Genomic DNA, 19,436 nt, shown 5'->3' with positions numbered 1-19,436 from the left:
GGAGGAGAGGATTCCTAATGATCGATGCGAGCGAGTTCAAAACGCCGTCTGCGGAATACCGCATTTACCCGTTCTGGTTCTGGAACGGCGATATGGAGGAAGCGCAGATCGATGAGCAAATCCGCGAAATGGCCGATAAAGGGCTGGGCGGCTTTTTCCTTTGCGCCAGGCAGGGCGTGACGATTCCTTACCTATCCGACGCCTGGTTCGAGAAGGTGGCCTATGCCGTCGAGAGAGCGAAGCGGCACGGTCTGCTCGTCTGGCTGTACGACGAGTATCCTTACCCGAGCGGCATTGCCGGAGGGGAAGTGATTCTGGAGCATCCGGACGCCAAGCATCGCACGCTGGAGCACCGCTGCGTCACTGCGGAGAACGGAGAGGCCGTCGATTTCGAGCTTCCTTGGGGCAGAACGGTTTCGGCCACCGCCGTACCGATCGATCCCCGCACCGGGGAGAAGCGGTGGGACCTGCAAATCGATGTCAGCTCCCGTATCGGCAATGCCCAAGCCGACCCCGTGTTTCAGAAATCCGGACTGACAGCCTACAACACCAAACGTTTCTTCACCTACCGCACCGTCAAAAAGCTGCGCTGGACAGCCCCAGCCGGCCGCTGGGAAATTCACGTATTCATGGAAGCGGAGATTCAGGATTACAAATATTACGGCACGTTCGTCGATTTCGGCCATGAAGAAGCGATGCGCACGTTCATCAAGCTGACCCATGAGCGGTACAAGCAGACGGTCGGACAATATTTCGGCACGACGATCAAGGGCATGTTTACGGATGAAACCGGGTATTTGGGCCGTCTTCCATGGTCTTCCCGCATGCCGCAGCGGTTTGCGGCCAAAGCCGGTTACGAGGTGAAAGACCGTTTGAACGCGCTGGTCGATTCAGCCTACGAAGGAGCGGCCCGATTCCGGTACGATTTGTTTCAGGCGGCCAATGACGTATTGCGGGAAAGCTATCATAAGCAATGCCGCGATTGGTGCGACGAGAACGGGCTTCAATATATAGCCGAGGTGCCGGCGGTTCGCATGACGACCCAGTTGTACAGTCATGTGGTCGGCTCGGACAGCGCCCATGAGAAGCTCGGCCGTTCGCTCGACTGGGTGATCGACAAATATTACGCCAATTTTCGCTCCAATCCGAAAATGGCGAGTTCGCTCTCCAGACAGCTCGGCCATGAACGGGTGCTGTGCGAGTGCTTCCACAGCGTCGGCTGGTCGATGACGCTGCAGGACGCCAAATGGATGATCGATCGGATGGCGGCCATGGGCATCAACTTTTTCAACTTCCATTCCTTCTTCTATACGCTGGACGGGCTTGCCAAGCATGATGCTCCGCCCTCGCAGTTTATGCAAAATCCGTACTGGAGACATTTCGGCGAGCTCAGCGATTATGCCGGACGAATCAGCTATATGATGAGCCGAGGCTCCGCGGTGCGTGACATCGCGCTGCTGGACCCGACGACCAGCCTCTGGACCCATCTGGGCAACCCGATCCATGCGACGGTCAAAGGATTCGATTACGTCGGCTGCGAGGAACAAGAGAAGCTCCGGCTGGAGCGGCTCAAAGCCGACTGGAGCCAAATCGGCAAGGAGCTGCTGATGGCCCAGCGGGATTACGATCACCTGGATACGGAGCTGCTGGAACGCGCCGAGGTGCGAGAGGACAAGCTGGTTATCGGCTCTGCCGTCTACTCTATTTTGGTTATACCGCCTATAAGCAATCTGGAAGCGGCCGCCTGGTCCAAAATCAACGAATTTGCCCGCGCGGGAGGCAAGGTCGTCTTCACCGGGCTGCTGCCTTACGAAAAGATTGAAGAGGGCAGTCCTTCCGAGGCGGAGGTTGCGGCGCTGCTTGGCTTGAGCGAAACGTATCAAGAGAACTATTGGAATAACGCGGGCGATGAGCGGCCGCAAGCTCCGTGGATCAAAGGCGGGAACAGCTTTTATTTTATACCTCCTTCTCAAGCGGAAGGCGGCGAGCTGAGCGGGCGATTGCTCGCGCTGCTCAGCGAATTGAAGGAACCGGCGGTGCGGTTTGGCGACGACGGCCGGACATACCGCAATTTCTTGATGCAGGTTCGCGCTATCGGCGATCATCGTGTCGTGTTTGTCAGCAATCAGGAAGGGGAGACGCAGAGGATCAAGCTGCAGCTGGGTGCGGAGCTAACCGGGAACATGGATAGAGAGTCGTTCCAAATCCGCAGACTGAACTTGGAAACCGGAGAAGCGGAGCCCGTCGCTTGCGAGGCGGACGATAACGGCTGGACCGTCGCTTTAAGCTTCGCGCCTTATGAGTCGCATTTACTGGAGCTCGGCCGGCTTTCCGGCGGTCAAGAAGATTCGGCCGCATCCGCAGAGCGGTGCGATATAGAGCTGGATGCTTCCGGCGTCTGGGAGGTGAAGGCGGAGGGACATAATGCGATCCGGTTCGACCGCTTCCAATTAAGTCTATACAATGCTGAAAATAACAAGGCGGGCGAAGGAACGGTTGACGTCAAGACGTTTATCGACCAATGCGACGATCTGGCGGCGTCATCCGCTGCCCGGCTTCCGCTTCAGTTCGATCAATTGTTCGGCACGCCGAAGAAATTGTCGATCCAATATCCGGTTCGCTGCACGTATGAAACGGAGTTTATTGTCCAGGAGATGCCCAGCGAATGCGAGCTGATGATGGACCGAAGCGCGATATCCGGAGATTACGTCATCAAGATGAACGGAACGCCGCTTCTGCAATCCGATTTTCAGTCGGCGTTTATCTATGATCATCTCAATATCGTTTGCCCGATTAGGAGGCACTTAAAATCCGGCGTGAACCGGCTGACGGTGGATATGACCGTTCGGCACGATTGGGACGGCGTGATCGACGCATTGTATGTGCAAGGCGACTTCGCCGTTCAGTTTAACGGGCAAACGGTTCCCGTCATTGCGCGTCCCGTCGGCAGAGTACCGCTTGCGGCGGGACCTTGCCCGGAATATCCTTACTATGCAGGAACGTTGATATACAAAAAGTCGTTTGAGCTGAGCAAGTTGCCGGAGAAGGGCACTTTCCATCTCACATTCAGCCGCTGGGACCCGGCATTTCACGATTGCGCAGAAGTATATGTCAACGGACACCGGATCGGAGTAAGGCCTTGGTCGCCTTACCGGTGGAGCGGAGATGCCGCGGTATGGAAGCAAGGAAGCAATATCGTCGAGGTGAAGGTGAGCACTTCGCTGGCAGGACTGCTGGAAGGCAAATATTTCGATTACAGCGCCCATGTGCTGCGCGACGTCAGGAGCGCGGAATAACAAGTTGATCCAAGGCGGCCCGTTCCGGGCCGCCTTCAGCATGGAGGTGCGGCCGACAGCAAGCATTGGCGGTACTACCTGCGGGGAGGATTCGATTTGCCTACAAATGAAAGCGCTTTAAAAAAAGGGGCGCAATAAAGCTTGATTGCTCAAGCTTTATTGCGGATTCGTTCTTACAATTCAGGATGATACAGCGCTTCGGCCAGCAGCACGATCACTAACGCTTGTCCGTAGGCGGTCGGCGCGAAAACGATCTTTTTGTAATCCTCTTTGCTCTCGCAAATCGGAGTTCCCGCGGAAACGTTCAGCACCGTGCCGTCTTCGGAGATGTTCTTCAGCACCGCGGCAACCGCATTACGGCACGGCTCCAAATAGCTTGCGTCCAACAGGCCGAGGCGGATTCCCTTCAGAATGCCCGCCGTAATCGCAGCCGAACCGGATACTTCCGTGTAGCTGTCCCGATCGTCGAGCAGAGTATGCCACAGGCCGCTTTCATGCTGCAATTCGACCAGCTTGTCCACTTGGGCTTTGTAGGTGCCGAAAATCAGCTCGCGGGACTCCGCCGTCATAGAATCCTGCATGATTTCCAAAAATTCGGGAGCGGCCAGTGTAAACCAGCTGTTGCCGCGGCACCAATGCGCTGCGCTGAAATTGTTTTGATTATTGAAATCGTAGCCATGGAAGAACAAGGAATTTTCGGGGCTGAAGATATATTGGATATGAAGCGCGAATTGGTAAGCCGCCTCGTTCATCCATGCCGCATTATTATATTTTTTGCCCATTTTGGCGGTGAACAGCACCACCATGAACAACGTATCGATCCAAATTTCCTGGTCATGCAGGTTTAATTCGAATTTGGACGTATTGCCGGAGGTGACGTGCTGAATTCCGTTCTCTTTCGTCCGCGGGCATTCCCGCTCAACCCATTGCATCCATTCCAATGCCAGCTTCTCGATGCTCGGCAAATCCATCAGCGTAAGCAAAGGGGCCGTCGTGTTGACGTTTTTGAGCGGCAGCCCGCGCTCGATCTGTTCGTTGGACCAGTTCAAGAAGAATTCCCGGTAACCGCCGTCAAAGCCTTCTTGACTGGTCAGTTTATTTAAGCCGTACAAGCCGATGCCCTGCGGCCAGTCCCACTCGTCCATGCCGAAGTCGCGAGGGAAGTACCCCAAGGCTTTGCCCTCGTCGGACAACTCCTTTAATTGGCTCTCGTTATCGGGTCTTTTTAAATTCAGCAGCTGATTGATGACTTTTTTTAATTCGCGTTGGATCGTTTCCTGCATGACGGCAGCTCCTTTTTGTTTATGTTTGTTTTATTGCGATTACCGGAACAAGCAAAGCGCTTAACCGGGTGTAAAACAATATAAAGACAGAACTCACTTGTCATTGTATCTTCTTTCGATCTTTCGGGCAACGAAAAATATCATTTCCTGCAAATAAATCTATAGGAGTATAGAGAGCGATTGTCGGCTGCATGTTAACCGGGCGTGTATCCTTGCCAAAGCATGCGTTCTTCCTCGCTTATTCCGGGACCTCCCGGCGCAAATGGCCGATAAATTCGTCCAAAACGGCGGATTGGCTGCGGTCCTCGTTGAAAGCGACGTAGACGTAGCGGTTGTAGCTGTTTTGCGGAATTTGCCGGACCAGCAGCTCCCCGCGTTCGACCTCCTTGCGAACGGCAAGGCGGGATACGAACGAGACGCCTTCGCCGAGCATGACGGTTTGTTTGATCGCTTCCAGCGAATCGAATTCCATCTGTCCCCGCAGCTCGATCCGGTTGCTCTGCGCCCACTTCGCCGTCAGCTGGCGGGTGCTGGACTCCGGACTGTGCAGCAGAAACGGAACCTGCTCGAGCTGGTCGGGATACAGCTGCGGTTGACGGGCCAGTCCGTGCTGCGGCGACATAATCAGCACGAGCTCGTCCTCGCAAAGCGTCTCGGACAGCAGCGGGGGGAGCTGGAACGGCTCGCAGGAAATGATCCCGAGATCGATCTCGTGATTAAGGATCAGCTCTTTGATCACCGGCGCGGTCCGGATCATAAGGGACAGGCTGATTCTCGGGTAGGCTCTGGCGAATTCGCTTAAAATGCGCGGCAGCATATACGTTCCCGGCACGTAGCTCGCGCCGATTTTCAGACTGCCTCTGCCGAGCTGATCGAATTCTTTGACGACTCTTGCGGCTTCTTGCGCCAGTGAATTGATTTTAACCGAGTAATGAAACAGCGACTTGCCGGCTTCGGTCAAATGCACTTTCCCCGAGCGGTGCTCGAATAACGATACACCCAGCTCCTGTTCCAAGCTTTTCATATGGAAAGTGATCGTCGGCTGCTTTAAACCGAGCGCTTCGGCAACCGCCGTAATCTTTTTATGCCTCTCCAGCAGTTCTACGATTTGCAGCTTCAACAGATTTATATTCATAGGTTTGGCTGTCCTCCCGTTCCTTCCATTCGGTAAACCGTACGCAACCAGTATAGAAAAAATCTATGGATTTGAATAGAATCCATTGATATTTTTAACAAAATCTTTACGTGGCGATAATATTTCTCTGCATTTGAGCTTGTACACTGTGAATAGATTGACTGACAGATAGGAAGGGAAATCCATGGATGTCGTAATTCAAGGCTTACAAAAATCGTTCGATGACGTGCAGGCGCTGCATGCTACGGATCTGCGCATCCGTCAAGGCCGCTTCACGACGCTGCTTGGGCCCTCGGGCTGCGGCAAGACGACGCTGCTGAGGATGATCGCCGGGCTGGAAACTCCGGATCAAGGGGAAATTGCCGTCGGAGACGAGTGCATGTATTCGAGCGCCCGCCGCATCGAACAGCCGGCTCACCGGCGCGGGTTCGGCATGGTCTTTCAAGATTTTGCGCTATGGCCCCATATGACCGTGTTCGAGAACGTAGCCTTCGGGCTGCGGGCGTCGGGAAAGACCAAAGATTTGAAGCGCCAGGTGCAGGAAGCGGTTGATCAGGTCCGGCTCGGCGGGATGGAGGACCGATACCCCCATCAGCTGTCGGGAGGACAGCAGCAGCGGGTAGCCTTCGCCCGGGCCGTCGTAACGAAGCCCCGGCTCGTCTTGTTCGACGAGCCGCTCAGCGCGCTCGATGCGATGCTCCGCGACGAAATGCGGCTCGAGCTGATCAGTCTGGTGCGGGATATCGGACTCACCGCGCTGTATGTCACGCATGATCAGACCGAGGCGATGTCTATGTCCGATGAAATCGTCGTCATGAAGCAGGGGAGAATTTTGCAGATCGGCCGGCCGGAGGACATCTACGGCGCGCCGGAGCATCCTTTCGTCGCCCAGTTTATCGGCAAATCCAATTGGCTGGCGAAAGACCGGAGTCTGGTGCGGCCGGAGCATATCCGCTGGCGGCCGGAGGACGAAGCGGAAGACAAAGAACAAAGGTATACGGGCACGATTCGCAGTGTCAGCTATTTGGGGGATCGTTATGAAGTGCAGCTCGACATGGGGGAACTGGGGCTCTGGACGGCTTATCATCAGCGAAGGCTGCCGCATGGAGAACAAGCGAACCTGTATGTGTCGGAAAAGCATATTCATCATATTTCATAATTTATAGGAGGCTTAATCAATGAAAACGAGAATGACGACAGGTTTGAAAAACGGGGCGCTGCTGCTGCTAACGGCTATGGTCGGCTTCGGTATCGCAGGCTGCGGCACGACGCCGCAAGCGGCGTCCACGAACGGAGCGGCGCCGAAGGCGGGAGGGGCGGCCGCGGAGCCGGCCAAAACGGAGGCTAAGCAGGAAGAGAAGAAGCTGAGCGGCAAGCTGGTCGTCTACAGCGCAGGGCCGAAGGAGCTGGCGGAAAGCATCCAGAAGGGCTATGAAGCTAAAACCGGCGTCAAAATTGAGATGTTCCAGGGAACCACAGGAAAAATTCTGTCCCGTATGGAAGCGGAGAAAGCGAATCCGGTCGTCGACGTCGTCGTCCTCGCTTCGCTGCCGTCGGCCCAAGGGCTTAAGAAGAGCGGAATGACGCTGGAATATAAAGAGGCGAAAAATGCGGATAAGCTGATTCCCGAATGGTCCGATAAAGACGGCAATTTCTTCGGCTACAGCGCCTCTGCGCTCGGCATCGGCTATAACACCAAGCTGGTGAAAAATCCTCCGAAGGAATGGGCCGATCTGACGAAGGAAGAGTGGAAGGGTAAAATCAATATTCCCGATCCCGCCTTGTCCGGCTCGGCGCTCGATTTCGTCACGGGCTACCTCAGCACCAGAGGCGATTCCGGCTGGGAGCTGCTCGACCAGTACAAGAAGAACGGCGCGGTAATGGCAGGCGCCAACCAGGAGGCGCTCGATCCGGTCATTACCGGCTCCAAGAGCATCGTAGCCGCAGGCGTCGACTATATGACCTATCAGGCAAAAGCCAAAGGCGAGCCGATCGATATGATCTATCCTGCGAGCGGCACGGTGATCAGCCCGCGTCCGGCCGCCATCGTCAAGACAAGCAAAAATGTGGACAACGCCAAGGCGTTTATCGACTACTTGCTGTCGGATGAAGCGCAGAAAATGGTCGCCGAAACGTACCTCTTGCCGGGCCGCAAAGACGTAGCGGCCAAAGATCGTCCGGGCGTCGAGCAAATTCCGCAAATGAAAGTCGATTGGGCTTGGATGGATACCAACGGCGACGCGGTTACAAAGAAATTTACCCAGCTGTTTAAGTAGAGGCGAATGATGCAGAGAGCAAAGACAGTTTCGCATAAACATCTTGGGATGACGCTAGCCTTGCTGCTTCTGGCGATGCTTGTGGTCGTCCCGCTTTTTTTCATCCTGATGACGAGCGTCCGCACCGGAGAGAAGTTGGACCTGCTCGAGCCGCTGCGCACCATCGCGGAGAATGAACTTGGCGAAGTATTCTGGAATTCGATTTGGCTCGGGCTGTGGGTCGTCGCCGGAGCGACGGTGCTGGCGCTGCCGCTGGCCTGGATTTTATCCCGGACGGAGCTGAAACGGCACGGCTGGCTCGACATCGTGCTGTTAATTCCGTTTATGACGCCGCCTTACATCGGTTCCATGGGCTGGATTTTGTTCATGCAGACGAACGGTTATCTGGAGCAGCTGCTGCCCGCGGCGGCTGCGGTGACGCCGGTTTTCTTCAGCCAGGTCGGGATGATCGCGATTATGAGCTTCCATCTGTTCCCGTTCCTGTACTTGATCTTGCGCAACGCGCTCCTGCAGATCGGAGGCGGCAAGGAAGAAGCGGCGGCGGTGCACGGCGGCGGGTTTTTGTACAGCTTCCGGCGCATCGTTCTGCCGCTGCTGCTATCCAGCTATGCGATGGGTGCTCTGCTCATCTTCGTCAAAACGATCGCCGAGTTCGGCACGCCTGCGACCTTCGGCCGCAAAATCGGCTACTATGTGCTTACGTCGGAAATTCATAAATACATTTCGAGCTGGCCGATCGATTTCGGCAAAGCGACGGCGCTGGCTTCCGTGCTGCTGAGCACTTGCCTGCTAGTCTGGTATGTACAGAGCGTCGTCAGCCGGCGGTTCACCTATTCGCTCGTCGGCGGCAAGGGCACGCGCGGTAAGCTGTACCGGCTGAACGGCTGGACGCGCGCGCTTGTCTGGCTGTACGTAGTGGGCCTGCTGCTGCTGTCCATCGGCGTGCCGTATTTTTCGATCATCGCCGCCTCGATGATGAAGCTGCGCGGCGCGGGCCTCGAATGGTCCAACATGACGCTTGCCAACTACTCGGAGCTTTTGGCCTGGGGATCGAAAAGCATGGAAGCGCTCATGAACAGCCTCGGCTTGTCGCTGGCGGCGGCGACGATATCGGTCCTGCTCGGCACTTATTTCGCGCTGATGATCGGGCGCGCCCGGTCATGGCCGCAGCGCATCGCCGACCTGTTCAGCGTGCTGCCGAATACGGTGCCGGGCATCGTCATCGTCGTCGGCTTAATATTGCTTTGGAACGCGCCGTGGAACCCGGTTCCGCTGTACAATACGTACGGGATGGTCGTGCTGACGTATGTCGTCTTCTTCCTGCCGTATACCGTGCAGTATGTCAAAGCGAATTTCGCCCAATTGGACGAATCGCTGTTTCAGGCGGGACGCGTATTCGGGGGAAGCGCGGCGTATATTTTCCGGCGCATTCTGCTGCCGCTGATCGTTCCAGGGATGCTGGCCGGATGGATGATGACTTTCACTATCTCGGTTCGCGAATTGGTCGCGTCGCTGATGATATTGCCGCCGTCTATGGAAACGTCGGCGACCTATATATTTTCACAGTTCGAGCAGGGCAAGGTGTCTCTCGGGATGGCGATGGCCGTCGTCTCCGTCGGGCTGACCACGCTGCTGCTGCTCGGCATTAACCTATTGAGCGCCAGACAAAAGTGGAGTGTGAAATAATGCAAGTTACCGTATGGGGCGGAGCCGGAGAACATGGCCGCTCCTGCTATTTGATCGAACATCGTCAAACCCGCGTGCTGCTGGACTGCGGGGTGAAGAAGGAAGGGCCCGGAGCATATCCTTCCTTAGTCGGGGAGACCGCGGCCGGGCTCGACGCGGTCTTCTTGTCCCACGCCCACGAGGATCATTCCGTAGCGATCCCGCTGCTTTATAAGCTCGGCTATCGCGGGGCCGTATGGACGACGCGCGCAACGGTCCGGCAGCTGCCGGCTTATTTCCGCGCCTGGAAGCAGTACGTCGCTGCACAAGGAGCGCCGCTGCCCTACGAGGAAGAACATATCGACGCGATTCAATACGCGTATTTGGAAGAAACCGCCGGCCCCGGGGAGTGGCTCGCGCTTTCGCCGAAGCTGAGCGTCTGCTGGGGCCGCAGCGGCCATCTGCCCGGCTCGGTTTGGCTGCTGCTGAACATCGAAGGCCGGCTCGCCTTCTTCTCCGGCGATTACACGTCGGAGTCGGCGCTGCTGGCGGCCGACATACCGGCGCTGCCCGCCGCGGAGCTTCGCAGCGGGGAAGAGGCGCAGCCGGCCCTCGGCGGCGCGGGGCGGAGCTCGGCCCGGGCGAACGGGCCGACCGTCGACCTGGCGATCGTCGACGCGGCGTACGGCGGCGATCCCGACTCCCAGGGCGAGAAGCTGGCGCTGCTGAAGGCCGCGGTCGGCGAAGCGCTGCATCGCGGCGAGACGGTGCTGCTGCCCGTTCCGGTCTTCGGAAGAGGGCAGGAGCTCTTGCTGTGGGCGCAGGAGACGTTCCCGGACGTCCGCATCGTCGCGGAGAAGGAGATTGTCGACGGACTGGCCGACATGCTGCAGTGGCGTGCCTGGCTGCGCGAGAATGCCGCGGGCCGCATCGCCCGGGGGCTTCAACACGGCTGCATGACGGTTGTGGACGATCCGGCCGGCCGGGAACGGGCGATCGGCGCTGCGCCGGCCGCAGCCATCGTCTTCACAAGCGACGGGATGATGCAATCCGCCAAATGCCGGTGGTATTACGAGGTGCTCAAGCGCCGTGGCGGCTACCGCGTCATTTTGACCGGACATCTCGCCCAAGGAAGCTTGGGCCGCCGTCTGATCACCGGACAAGATGGCGGAGTCGGCGATCCGGCAGCGCGTTTTGTCCGGTACAAGGTGCATCAGGGCAAGCCCGACGTTCGGGCGATGCTGGATGCGCTGCCGAGCAAGGAAACCGTGCTGGTGCATGCGGGCAAAGAGACTACGGACGCATTAAGCGCCGAGCTCGCGCGGGAAGGGTATGCAGGTCTTCATTCGCTAGTTATTGGCGACGCTCTGCAAGCGAATTCCAAGGAATAAACATAGCCCGTTCAAGCTGGGATTTTGCTTGAGCGGGCCATTGGCATGCCATCCAAACATCCGATTTCAGCAGCGTTTGGGAGGATCAAACGGAAGCTGCAGCGAACTTGTTCACCTTACTTTTAAAACTTAAAATTGAAGCTGTATAAAAAGGATATGGGCGGAGCTTCTCGAATTTGTATATAAGCAAATATTTCCTGATCTCTCAGGGAAGGAGCCCGAACATGATTCATTCATGGAAAAACTTGAAGGTACAGCAAGACCCGCGTACGGTATTGTTAGGGTAAAACATACAAAGCAGGCTGACGGCGCCATTCATTCGGATATCGAAGCGCCGGAGGGCGTATAGGTCTTTAAGGATTGAGCATGTATGCTCAGGCGCGTTTCATCACAGCATATAAGAGTCGCGAGAAGTCGAGGTTTTAGCGAGAAGCAAGGGGGCCAACTTGAAATATTCCCTTTCTTCATCATAAATTCATAATTTCTTCATCATACCTTCATGATGAAAACGACGGTTTGCGTTATTATTTTACATGAACCTATATCAAACCCAAATTTAAGGAGGAAACATCATTATGTCTCTTATCGGAAAAGAAGTTCTACCATTTAAAGCATCGGCTTATCATAACGGCAAGTTTATCGACGTTTCGGAAGCGGATTTCAAAGGGAAATGGAGCGTCGTTTGCTTCTATCCTGCCGACTTCACATTCGTATGCCCGACTGAGCTTGAAGATTTGCAAAATCAATATGAAACGCTGAAAAGCCTTGGCGTTGAAGTATATTCCGTTTCCACGGACACTCATTTTACACATAAAGCTTGGCATGACAGCTCCGAGACGATCGGAAAAATTACTTATATTATGATCGGCGATCCATCGCATACGATCTCCCGCAATTTTGACGTGCTGATCGAAGCCGACGGCGTTGCGGACCGCGGTACGTTCATTATCGATCCGGACGGGGTCATTCAAGCTCTTGAGATCAATGCAGGCGGCATCGGCCGTGATGCAAGCATTCTGGTAAACAAAGTGAAGGCTGCTCAATATGTACGCAACAATCCGGGCGAAGTATGCCCTGCGAAATGGCAAGAAGGCGGTAAAACGCTGAAGCCAAGCCTCGATCTTGTAGGAAAAATCTAAGGAGCGGAAGCTTATGGCACTCGACGCAGATATCAAGGAACAACTAGGTCAATACCTGCAGCTCATGGAAGGCGACGTGCAGATTCAAGTGAGCGCAGGGTCCGATGCCGTATCCGGTGAGATGTTGGAGCTGCTGGACGAAATCTCCGGCATGTCCTCCAGAATCACGGTCGAGAAAACCGAACTGTACCGTACGCCAAGCTTCAGCGTGAACCGTGCGGGGGAAAATACAGGGGTTGTTTTTGCCGGCGTTCCTTTGGGACATGAGTTTACTTCCCTGGTGCTCGCGCTGCTGCAGGCAAGCGGCAGACCGCCCAAGGTAGAACAGCCTCTCATTGATCAGATCAAGGGCATCCGCGGCGAATACCGCTTCGAAACTTATGTCAGCTTGAGCTGCCATAATTGTCCCGACGTCGTGCAGGCATTGAACCTGATGAGTATCCTGAATCCGGGCATCAGTCATACGATGATCGACGGCGCCGCGTTCAAAAACGAGGTCGAAACCAGAGACGTCATGGCCGTGCCGTCGGTTTATCTGAACGGCGAGGCGTTCGGCAGCGGGCGCATGACGCTCGAAGAGATACTTGCCAAGCTGGGGACGGCTCCGGACGCGTCCGAATTTGCGGATAAAGAGCCGTACGACGTGCTTGTCGTCGGGGGAGGTCCCGCCGGCGCCAGCGCGGCGATCTATGCGGCTCGCAAAGGCATCCGCACCGGGATTGTCGCCGAACGCTTCGGCGGCCAGGTTATGGATACGATGGGCATCGAAAACTTCATCAGCGTCAAATATACCGAAGGCCCCAAGCTTGTAGCGAGTCTTGAGGAGCATGTGAAGGAATACGGCATTGACGTCATGAAGCTTCAGCGCGTCAAGCGTCTGGAAAAGAAGGATCTCATCGAAGTCGAACTTGAAAACGGCGCGGTGCTGAAAAGCAAAACCGTCATTGTCTCGACCGGCGCACGCTGGCGCAATGTCGGCGTTCCCGGCGAAGCGGAATTCAAGAACAAAGGCGTTGCCTACTGCCCTCATTGCGACGGCCCGCTGTTCACAGGGAAGCATGTCGCCGTCATCGGCGGCGGCAACTCCGGCATCGAGGCGGCGATTGATCTGGCAGGCATCGTAAAGCATGTGACGGTGCTCGAATTCATGCCCGAATTGAAAGCCGATGCCGTGCTGCAGAAGCGGCTTTACAGCCTGCCGAACGTAACGGTACACAAAAACGTGCAGACTAAGGAAATTACCGGTACGGACAAAGTAGACGGAATTGCTTATGTCGATCGGGAATCGGGACAAGAGCATCATGTGGAATTGCAGGGCGTGTTCGTTCAGATCGGTCTTGTTCCCAATACCGATTGGCTGGCCGACACCGTTGAACGCACGCGCTTCGGCGAAATCGTCGTAGACCGCCACGGCGCGACGAACGTCCCTGGCGTATTCGCCGCAGGCGATTGCACCAACAGCCCGTATAAGCAGATCATCATCTCGATGGGATCGGGCGCCAATGCAGCGTTAGGCGCATTCGATTACCTCATTCGAAATTAATAACGGATAGGCTCCCTTTTGCCGCAGGCAGATTTAACATCTGCCTCGGTAGGAGGGAGTCTTTTTTTGCCGCAGCGGCTTTTTTCCACCCGGCATTGATGTGATCCCGGACCTAGTTGAAGACCGACAGTCCTATGTTTATAGGCTGCTGAGCGTATTTTCGACAGCGGCGAGTTCCATTATGATGGGAATAGAAACAAATATCGGCAATCAGATACCGAAGCCCTCGCTTACTTTATCCCGCCGTTCCTGTTCGGCTGCCTGCTGGCCGCCGCGGGGATCGTTACAATGGGAAGCAACCGAAAGGCGTGACGGCATCACAGGTTCGATAATTTGGTATTGGCGGTGAAGACGAACAACAATGGAACAACAAACGATAATAATGACAATTGCGGATGAAATATCCGATAGCTTGAACGAATGGTTCGATCAAATCGAAAAGCTGGATGCCGGCAAAACCGTGCGGCGCACATCCTTGCAGATCGGCATCCATGATTATGCCCGGTTCGAGTATGACGAGGGGGACATCCGCGTGTTCTCGTTCGACGATGATTGGGGCTCGCCGGAAGTCGAGCGCAAGGGAGCGAGAGCGACGGAACCGCTCACCACGGAACAGATTACGGAAGAGCTGCTGCCGCTGCTGAGAGAAAAGCTGTCGAGCCGCATTCGAGCTTACGACGACAGTCCCTTGCTCCATTACCGATTCAAGATTGCGGGCAAATGGACGACGGCCGAAGGCCCGCTAAACGTCATCGTCGTCGATTATATCAATGAACGCAAGAAAACGGAGCTGCTGGAGCGAATGGATCAATATATCCGAAATCAGCTCAACGCCAAGGAGTATCCGACAGATCCGCTGGAAAGCTTTTTCCTCTCCAATCATCTGCTTGATCCCGGTCTGTACCCGGCTATGGATGTCGACCAATGGCTGCGCATCTACGACAGGGTTATGGAGCTGAACAAGAAAAACAAGGAGAAGCTGGACGAGCATAGGGCTACGTTCATTCGCGCATTGCGCGGCTGGACCGAAAACGAATTTCTTCCGATCTATTTTCATTGCTCCAAACCGGAATGGGGACTCCCTTCCTACACGAAAAAAGAGGGCATCGATCTGTCCGTCATCGACCCGCAGCAGATGCGGCTCGCTTTGCAGACGGCGATCCTGATCATTAAGCACGAACCGAATTACAGCCGAAGCACAGGCATCGGGCTGCTGGAGCTGCTGCAGGAGCTCGGCAGTGCCGAGGCGCAGCGGTGCATCGGAGAAGGCAGCGGCACGTTCGACCCGGCGGACGTCGCTTACAAGGACGAACGTCTCGAATGCAGCGCTAACGATATTTTTGCGACGGTAACGATTCATATCCGGGAGGAGAGCGCGGACAGCTATGCAAAAGCTCTTGATTTTATTTGCAATCTGCTGAGCAAGGGTTTCTCCAGAAGTTACCAAATCAAGCTGAAATCGAAGGCCAAACAGCAGCTGCCCGTCCCCGGCTTGGCCAAATCGCAGACGCATCGGTTCTTTGCCAACGCGCTGCAATATCGCGAGCTGTTCCCGAAGCTGGAAGCTTATGCGCAGCTAGCTATGGGAGAGTTCGAATGGTACGGCGATACGGAGGGGGAGAAGAACTGCATGCCGGGCACTTATGCCGTATTCGGCCTCGGGCTGGCGGACAAGCGCTATTTCCCGCTGGTGGAAGCTTATATGAGCCTGGTCGATCAGGAGCATCAATCGGTACAGCAGCCGTTTGCGCTCGCGCTGATTCAGCATTACGGCGTCGACGCATCGACGCTTCCGACCGTCGCAGCTTCTCTTATGCGCTGCAATGAGGGGAAGTTCGCCAAGGAGCGGGCCCGATTCGAAACGGCAGCCAATTTACAAGCTCTATTAGCGTTGATGGAGCCGTTCGATACCTACGAGGCCGAGCATTTGATCGATATGATCTGGGGAGGCAGGAAAAACCTGGAGACGCGGGCGCGGAAGAAAAAGGACGAAGAGGAGCGGCGGCTGTTCGCCACTCTGTTGGCGCGAATGGACAAGCGCAGGTAAGACGGACGGAGCATGGGATGGAGCTGGAGCTTGAAGCAAAGTGTTGAGAAGTTAACCGACGGGGAGGCAAGCTGGAGAAGCTTTAGCGTTCGCCTTTGTTCCCGGATTTCCCCCGTTTCATGGGCTTATCTATTCAAGAAATCCGGGGACAAGAGCGACTTTCGCATGCGGAGTGGGCGTGTTTCACCACCCTTTTAGAAATACGAGAGAGATTCATGCAGGGAGGAGCTTGGAACGATGAAACAACTGCTTCACGAAATTACAGAGCTGCTGCAGAGCGATCTGCCCGAGCTGGCCGCATCGTTAAACCCGCCGGCATCGGAAGAGGAGCTTCGAAGCGCGGAAGCGGAATTGGGGTTCGGTCTGCCGCCGGAGCTGCGGGAGCTTTATCTGATCCATAACGGGGAGCAGGACGGCGGCCCGGGCTTGTTTATGGGTCTGCCGTTTCTATCGCTGGACGGGATGATGGCGGAATGGAGAATTTGGACCGGGCTCGAAAATGAGAATTGGGAAGCGGAGCACTATTCCGTTCCCGCCGGCTGGATCAAGGAGCAGTACATCAACCGGTATTGGCTGCCGATCGCCAAAGATTGGGGGGGCAACCACATCGGTATCGATCTGGACCCTGCGGATCAAGGAAGAGCAGGACAGGTGATCAATTTTGGCCGCGATGAAGAGGTCAAATACGTCATTGCTCGCCATCTCTCACATTTGCTGCAGTTTATCCGCGATACGGCTCAAGAAGGTTCGTACACTGTCCATCGCGAGGAGGACGAGTACGTCTCTTGGACCTTCGGCAAGGAAGGTGCGGTTCATTTTCTCGATGCGATTCGCAGGATCGAGCTGCCCGTGCTGGAGCCGATCCGATTCGGGGAGCCGGGCGGGCAGGATGCACAGCAATGGTTCGAGGGGCTGGATGACGGCTGGAAGGAGAAAGTGATCGAGAGCGGCGGCGCTCCGGACGATTTTCTTCGCGCCAAGCGGCTTTATTTGATCGATCAAGGACTGACGGATACGGCTCCGCTCGGAGCATGCAGCGATGTGCGCGAGCTCGTTCTGAGCGCGAACGAAATTCGTTCCGTCGAAGCCTTAAGCGGCTGCAAGCAGCTGAAGGTGCTGTATTTGGCGAAAAATCCGGTTTCGGACCTTCGCCCGCTGCAGCATCTGGAGCAGCTGCAGGAACTGGTGCTTTCCGATACGGCCGTAACCGATCTGTCTCCGCTCAGCGCGCTTCCCAAACTGAGGGCGGTCGATCTTGAGCATACGCAGGTTCGTGACTTCTCGCCGCTGAAGCCGGTCCAAAGCTTGCGCTCTCTGCAAGTTTCCGCTCCCGATGCGGAGCGGCTTCGCAGTATATCCGAGCTTCGTCAGCTCAGCGAGCTGACGATTTCCGAATTGGGCACCGTCACTTCGGACGACTTGGCCGTATTGGGCAAGCTCGCGGGCCTGCGCAAGCTGGTGCTGGAAGGGGCCGATCTAGCGCATTTGCAGTTTGCGGAATCATGCCGGAAGCTGCAAACTCTCGTATTGAAGGATTCGGCAGTCGAAGATATTTCCGCATTGGCGCGGCTTGACCATCTCCGTTCCCTGGAGCTGTCGGGCTCCCCTGACATCGGGAAGCTGGAGGAGCTGGCCCGTTCGGCCTCGCTGAACAAAATAACGGCCTCTTACCGGCAATTTGCGTTATTAAAAGATCGCTTCGACAGGATCATCGATTTTTCTTCGATCACCGGCGATATGACGGACGAGGAAAGCGACATTTGGTACGAGTATGTGAAGCGCGCCCACGCTGAATAGCTTGTTGGTAAAAAAACGAAAGGAGGGGCGCTTTTGATACCTGAAGCCGGAGATATTTACTGCGTCTATGTCGAAAGGCTGCGGAGCTACGCAGCTTGTCAGATCACGCATATCAAGCTGCCCGAATCCGCAAAAGGAAAGCCGCTGGCGGCCGTGCTCGAGCTTGACTGGCTCGGCGACGCCCCGCCCTCCGAGAGCGAGTTGCGGCAGATGAAGCCGCTGATCTGCAACTATTTTTTCTGGAACGACCGGATCGATCATTCGTACGTCGATGCCGTCGTGCCGGCAGGGTACACAAAGGTCGGCAGCCTCCCGCCGCTTGCGGAGGAAGAAGTGGTCAGCTACGGCAGCTGGGATACGGGCGGCAGCATGGCACGCCAGCGCAATTGGGAAGCCATCGATCCCAAGCTGCGGCAGCGCTTCAAGGAAGCCGCTCAAGACCGCGCGAAGGTCGATGTGGGCGGCCGGTCATTGTCGCGTTCGACAAGCGCGGCTGACGAGGATTTGCTGCGGCAGCTGTCCGATCTATCCGAATTGGAGAAGCTGCCGTGCCTTACGCGCATTCACGCCGATACGCTGAGCGAACCGCTGCTTGCGTTCATTGCCGGCAACCCGTTCATAATCGAGCTGCAAGTCAGCCATGTCGAAGGGACGGACCTTGATTTAAGCGCCTGCCGCTTGAATCGCCTCGCTATCCGGCCCGAAGGGCTGCGGCAGCTGACACTGAACCGGGACATGCGGCAGCTCACGCTGACCGGTCCCGCTTCGCCGGAGCTGCGCATCGCCGCTGAAGAAGACGGACGCTGGCTTACAGTGCACAATACCGCGAAGCTGCCGGCGTTGATCGGTCTGGATCGGCTGGGCGGGCTGCATCTGACCGGCATCGCGTCGCTCGATTTGACCGCCGTCGTGCGGCGCTTCCCGGCGCTGCGCGAGCTGCGTCTGTGGGGCAAGCCGGGCACGCTGACCGGCATGGACAGCCTGGCTGCGCTGCCGGAGCTTCAGCGATTCAGCACGTACGATCTGTTCGGCTTTACCGGCGAGCAGTTCCCCGGGCCGGACAAGCTGCCGCGTTTGGAATGGCTGTGGATGACCAGCCTGCCGGCCGAAGCGGCCGGGCCGATCAAAGCGCGCTACAAGAAGCAGGCGGCGGCCGGTCTCGATTTGCACATCACGAAGGCCCGCAAAACCGAATGGCTGGCGGAAAATCTCGATAATCCGTTCCGGGATTGGGACGGTCGCGAGCATATCTCCGCAGCCAACGCCCGCAAAGCCGCTTCGCTGTACAAGAAGACACAATCGGCGCTGCGAAGTCTCGCTCTCCGCTCCGCTTCGGCCGGACCGAGCGATGCGGCGGTTCGGGAGGAGCTGGAAGCGCTGGTTGCCGCATATACTGAGACGTTCAACCGGATGGACCGGCGGGGGAGTTTCATCGAAACGGTGGAGCGGGAAGAAATTTATACCGTGCTGACCGATCTGCTGCAAAACTTTCAAGCGGCGGGCGGCCAAGCGGACGTCGAAGCGCTGGTGAAGCTGTTCGACAGCCTGCGCGATTATTGATAACCGTTAGCAGCGGAAAGGGGATGAAGCTGTGAATAAAGGCGTACTCGCTGTTCGTTCCGGCTCTCGTCCGATCCGCCCGTTTGTCGGAGCTTGACGACAGGAAGGCCTTAGTGTATCGCCGCTATTCGCGAAAGTAATGAACGAGGCTGCAGCTTTGCTGCGGCCTTTTTTCGTTGTTTAGCGTGCCCAGAGGCACGCATCTTCTAGCCGGTGAAAATCCGGTCGCGGGAGGGGCCAAGCCCCCGCGTAGCTAGGATGCCTGCGTACGGCGAAATCTGTGCGTAGAAGCGCGTCGACGAAA

12 protein-coding genes are annotated in these 19,436 nt (G+C 56.3%); 10 read left to right on the top strand and 2 right to left on the bottom strand.

Going from position 1 to position 19,436, the window contains the following annotated elements; genetic code table 11:
- The first annotated feature begins 17 nt into the window (after positions 1 to 17).
- Complete coding sequence (locus N0M98_RS27290; protein ID WP_259619723.1) at positions 18 to 3,296, top strand: glycosyl hydrolase; 3,279 nt, start codon at positions 18 to 20, stop codon at positions 3,294 to 3,296.
- Positions 3,297 to 3,469: 173 nt separating this feature from the next.
- Here the strand turns inward: N0M98_RS27290 and N0M98_RS27285 are convergent, their stop codons facing one another.
- Together N0M98_RS27285 and N0M98_RS27280 are read right to left on the bottom strand one after the other, a co-directional pair.
- Positions 3,470 to 4,579 (bottom strand): glycoside hydrolase family 88/105 protein, encoded by a 1,110-nt coding sequence (locus tag N0M98_RS27285; protein WP_259619722.1) that lies wholly within the window; start codon positions 4,577 to 4,579, stop codon positions 3,470 to 3,472.
- A gap of 238 nt (positions 4,580 to 4,817) precedes the next feature.
- On the bottom strand, positions 4,818 to 5,714 hold the full coding sequence (locus tag N0M98_RS27280; RefSeq protein ID WP_249863402.1) for a LysR substrate-binding domain-containing protein: 897 nt from the start codon (positions 5,712 to 5,714) through the stop codon (positions 4,818 to 4,820).
- A gap of 184 nt (positions 5,715 to 5,898) precedes the next feature.
- Between N0M98_RS27280 and N0M98_RS27275 the strand changes: the two genes are divergently transcribed.
- From N0M98_RS27275 to N0M98_RS27235, 9 genes are all read left to right on the top strand, one after another.
- On the top strand, positions 5,899 to 6,873 hold the full coding sequence (locus tag N0M98_RS27275; protein ID WP_249863401.1) for an ABC transporter ATP-binding protein: 975 nt from the start codon (positions 5,899 to 5,901) through the stop codon (positions 6,871 to 6,873).
- Between the two features lie 19 nt (positions 6,874 to 6,892).
- Entirely contained in the window at positions 6,893 to 7,990 is a 1,098-nt protein-coding gene (locus N0M98_RS27270; RefSeq protein WP_259619721.1) for an ABC transporter substrate-binding protein, read from the top strand.
- Positions 7,991 to 7,999: 9 nt separating this feature from the next.
- Positions 8,000 to 9,676 (top strand): ABC transporter permease, encoded by a 1,677-nt coding sequence (locus N0M98_RS27265; protein WP_259619740.1) that lies wholly within the window; start codon positions 8,000 to 8,002, stop codon positions 9,674 to 9,676.
- Entirely contained in the window at positions 9,676 to 11,046 is a 1,371-nt protein-coding gene (locus N0M98_RS27260) for an MBL fold metallo-hydrolase (RefSeq protein WP_259619720.1), read from the top strand. Before N0M98_RS27265 ends, N0M98_RS27260 begins: the two co-directional genes overlap by 1 nt.
- A 575-nt stretch (positions 11,047 to 11,621) precedes the next feature.
- Positions 11,622 to 12,185 carry an alkyl hydroperoxide reductase subunit C gene (gene ahpC / locus N0M98_RS27255; protein WP_249863398.1) on the top strand — a complete coding sequence of 188 codons (564 nt, stop codon included), beginning with the start codon at positions 11,622 to 11,624 and terminating at the stop codon, positions 12,183 to 12,185.
- Between the two features lie 13 nt (positions 12,186 to 12,198).
- Entirely contained in the window at positions 12,199 to 13,728 is a 1,530-nt protein-coding gene (gene ahpF, locus N0M98_RS27250; RefSeq protein ID WP_249863397.1) for an alkyl hydroperoxide reductase subunit F, read from the top strand.
- A gap of 361 nt (positions 13,729 to 14,089) precedes the next feature.
- Positions 14,090 to 15,775: a DUF6138 family protein gene (locus N0M98_RS27245; RefSeq protein WP_259619719.1), complete on the top strand. Its 1,686-nt coding sequence runs from the start codon at positions 14,090 to 14,092 to the stop codon at positions 15,773 to 15,775.
- A gap of 237 nt (positions 15,776 to 16,012) precedes the next feature.
- A complete protein-coding gene (locus N0M98_RS27240) occupies positions 16,013 to 17,572 on the top strand; it encodes a leucine-rich repeat domain-containing protein (protein ID WP_259619718.1) in 1,560 nt (519 codons plus the stop codon).
- A gap of 33 nt (positions 17,573 to 17,605) precedes the next feature.
- Complete coding sequence (locus tag N0M98_RS27235; RefSeq protein WP_259619717.1) at positions 17,606 to 19,132, top strand: hypothetical protein; 1,527 nt, start codon at positions 17,606 to 17,608, stop codon at positions 19,130 to 19,132.
- The last annotated feature ends 304 nt before the right edge of the window (positions 19,133 to 19,436 follow it).

The organism is Paenibacillus doosanensis (assembly GCF_025060755.1).
In the GTDB taxonomy this organism is placed as follows: Bacteria; Bacillota; Bacilli; order Paenibacillales; family NBRC-103111; genus Paenibacillus_S; species Paenibacillus_S doosanensis.
Note: the sequence above shows the minus strand (reverse complement) of the source record. Positions and strands in the feature narration are given on the sequence as shown.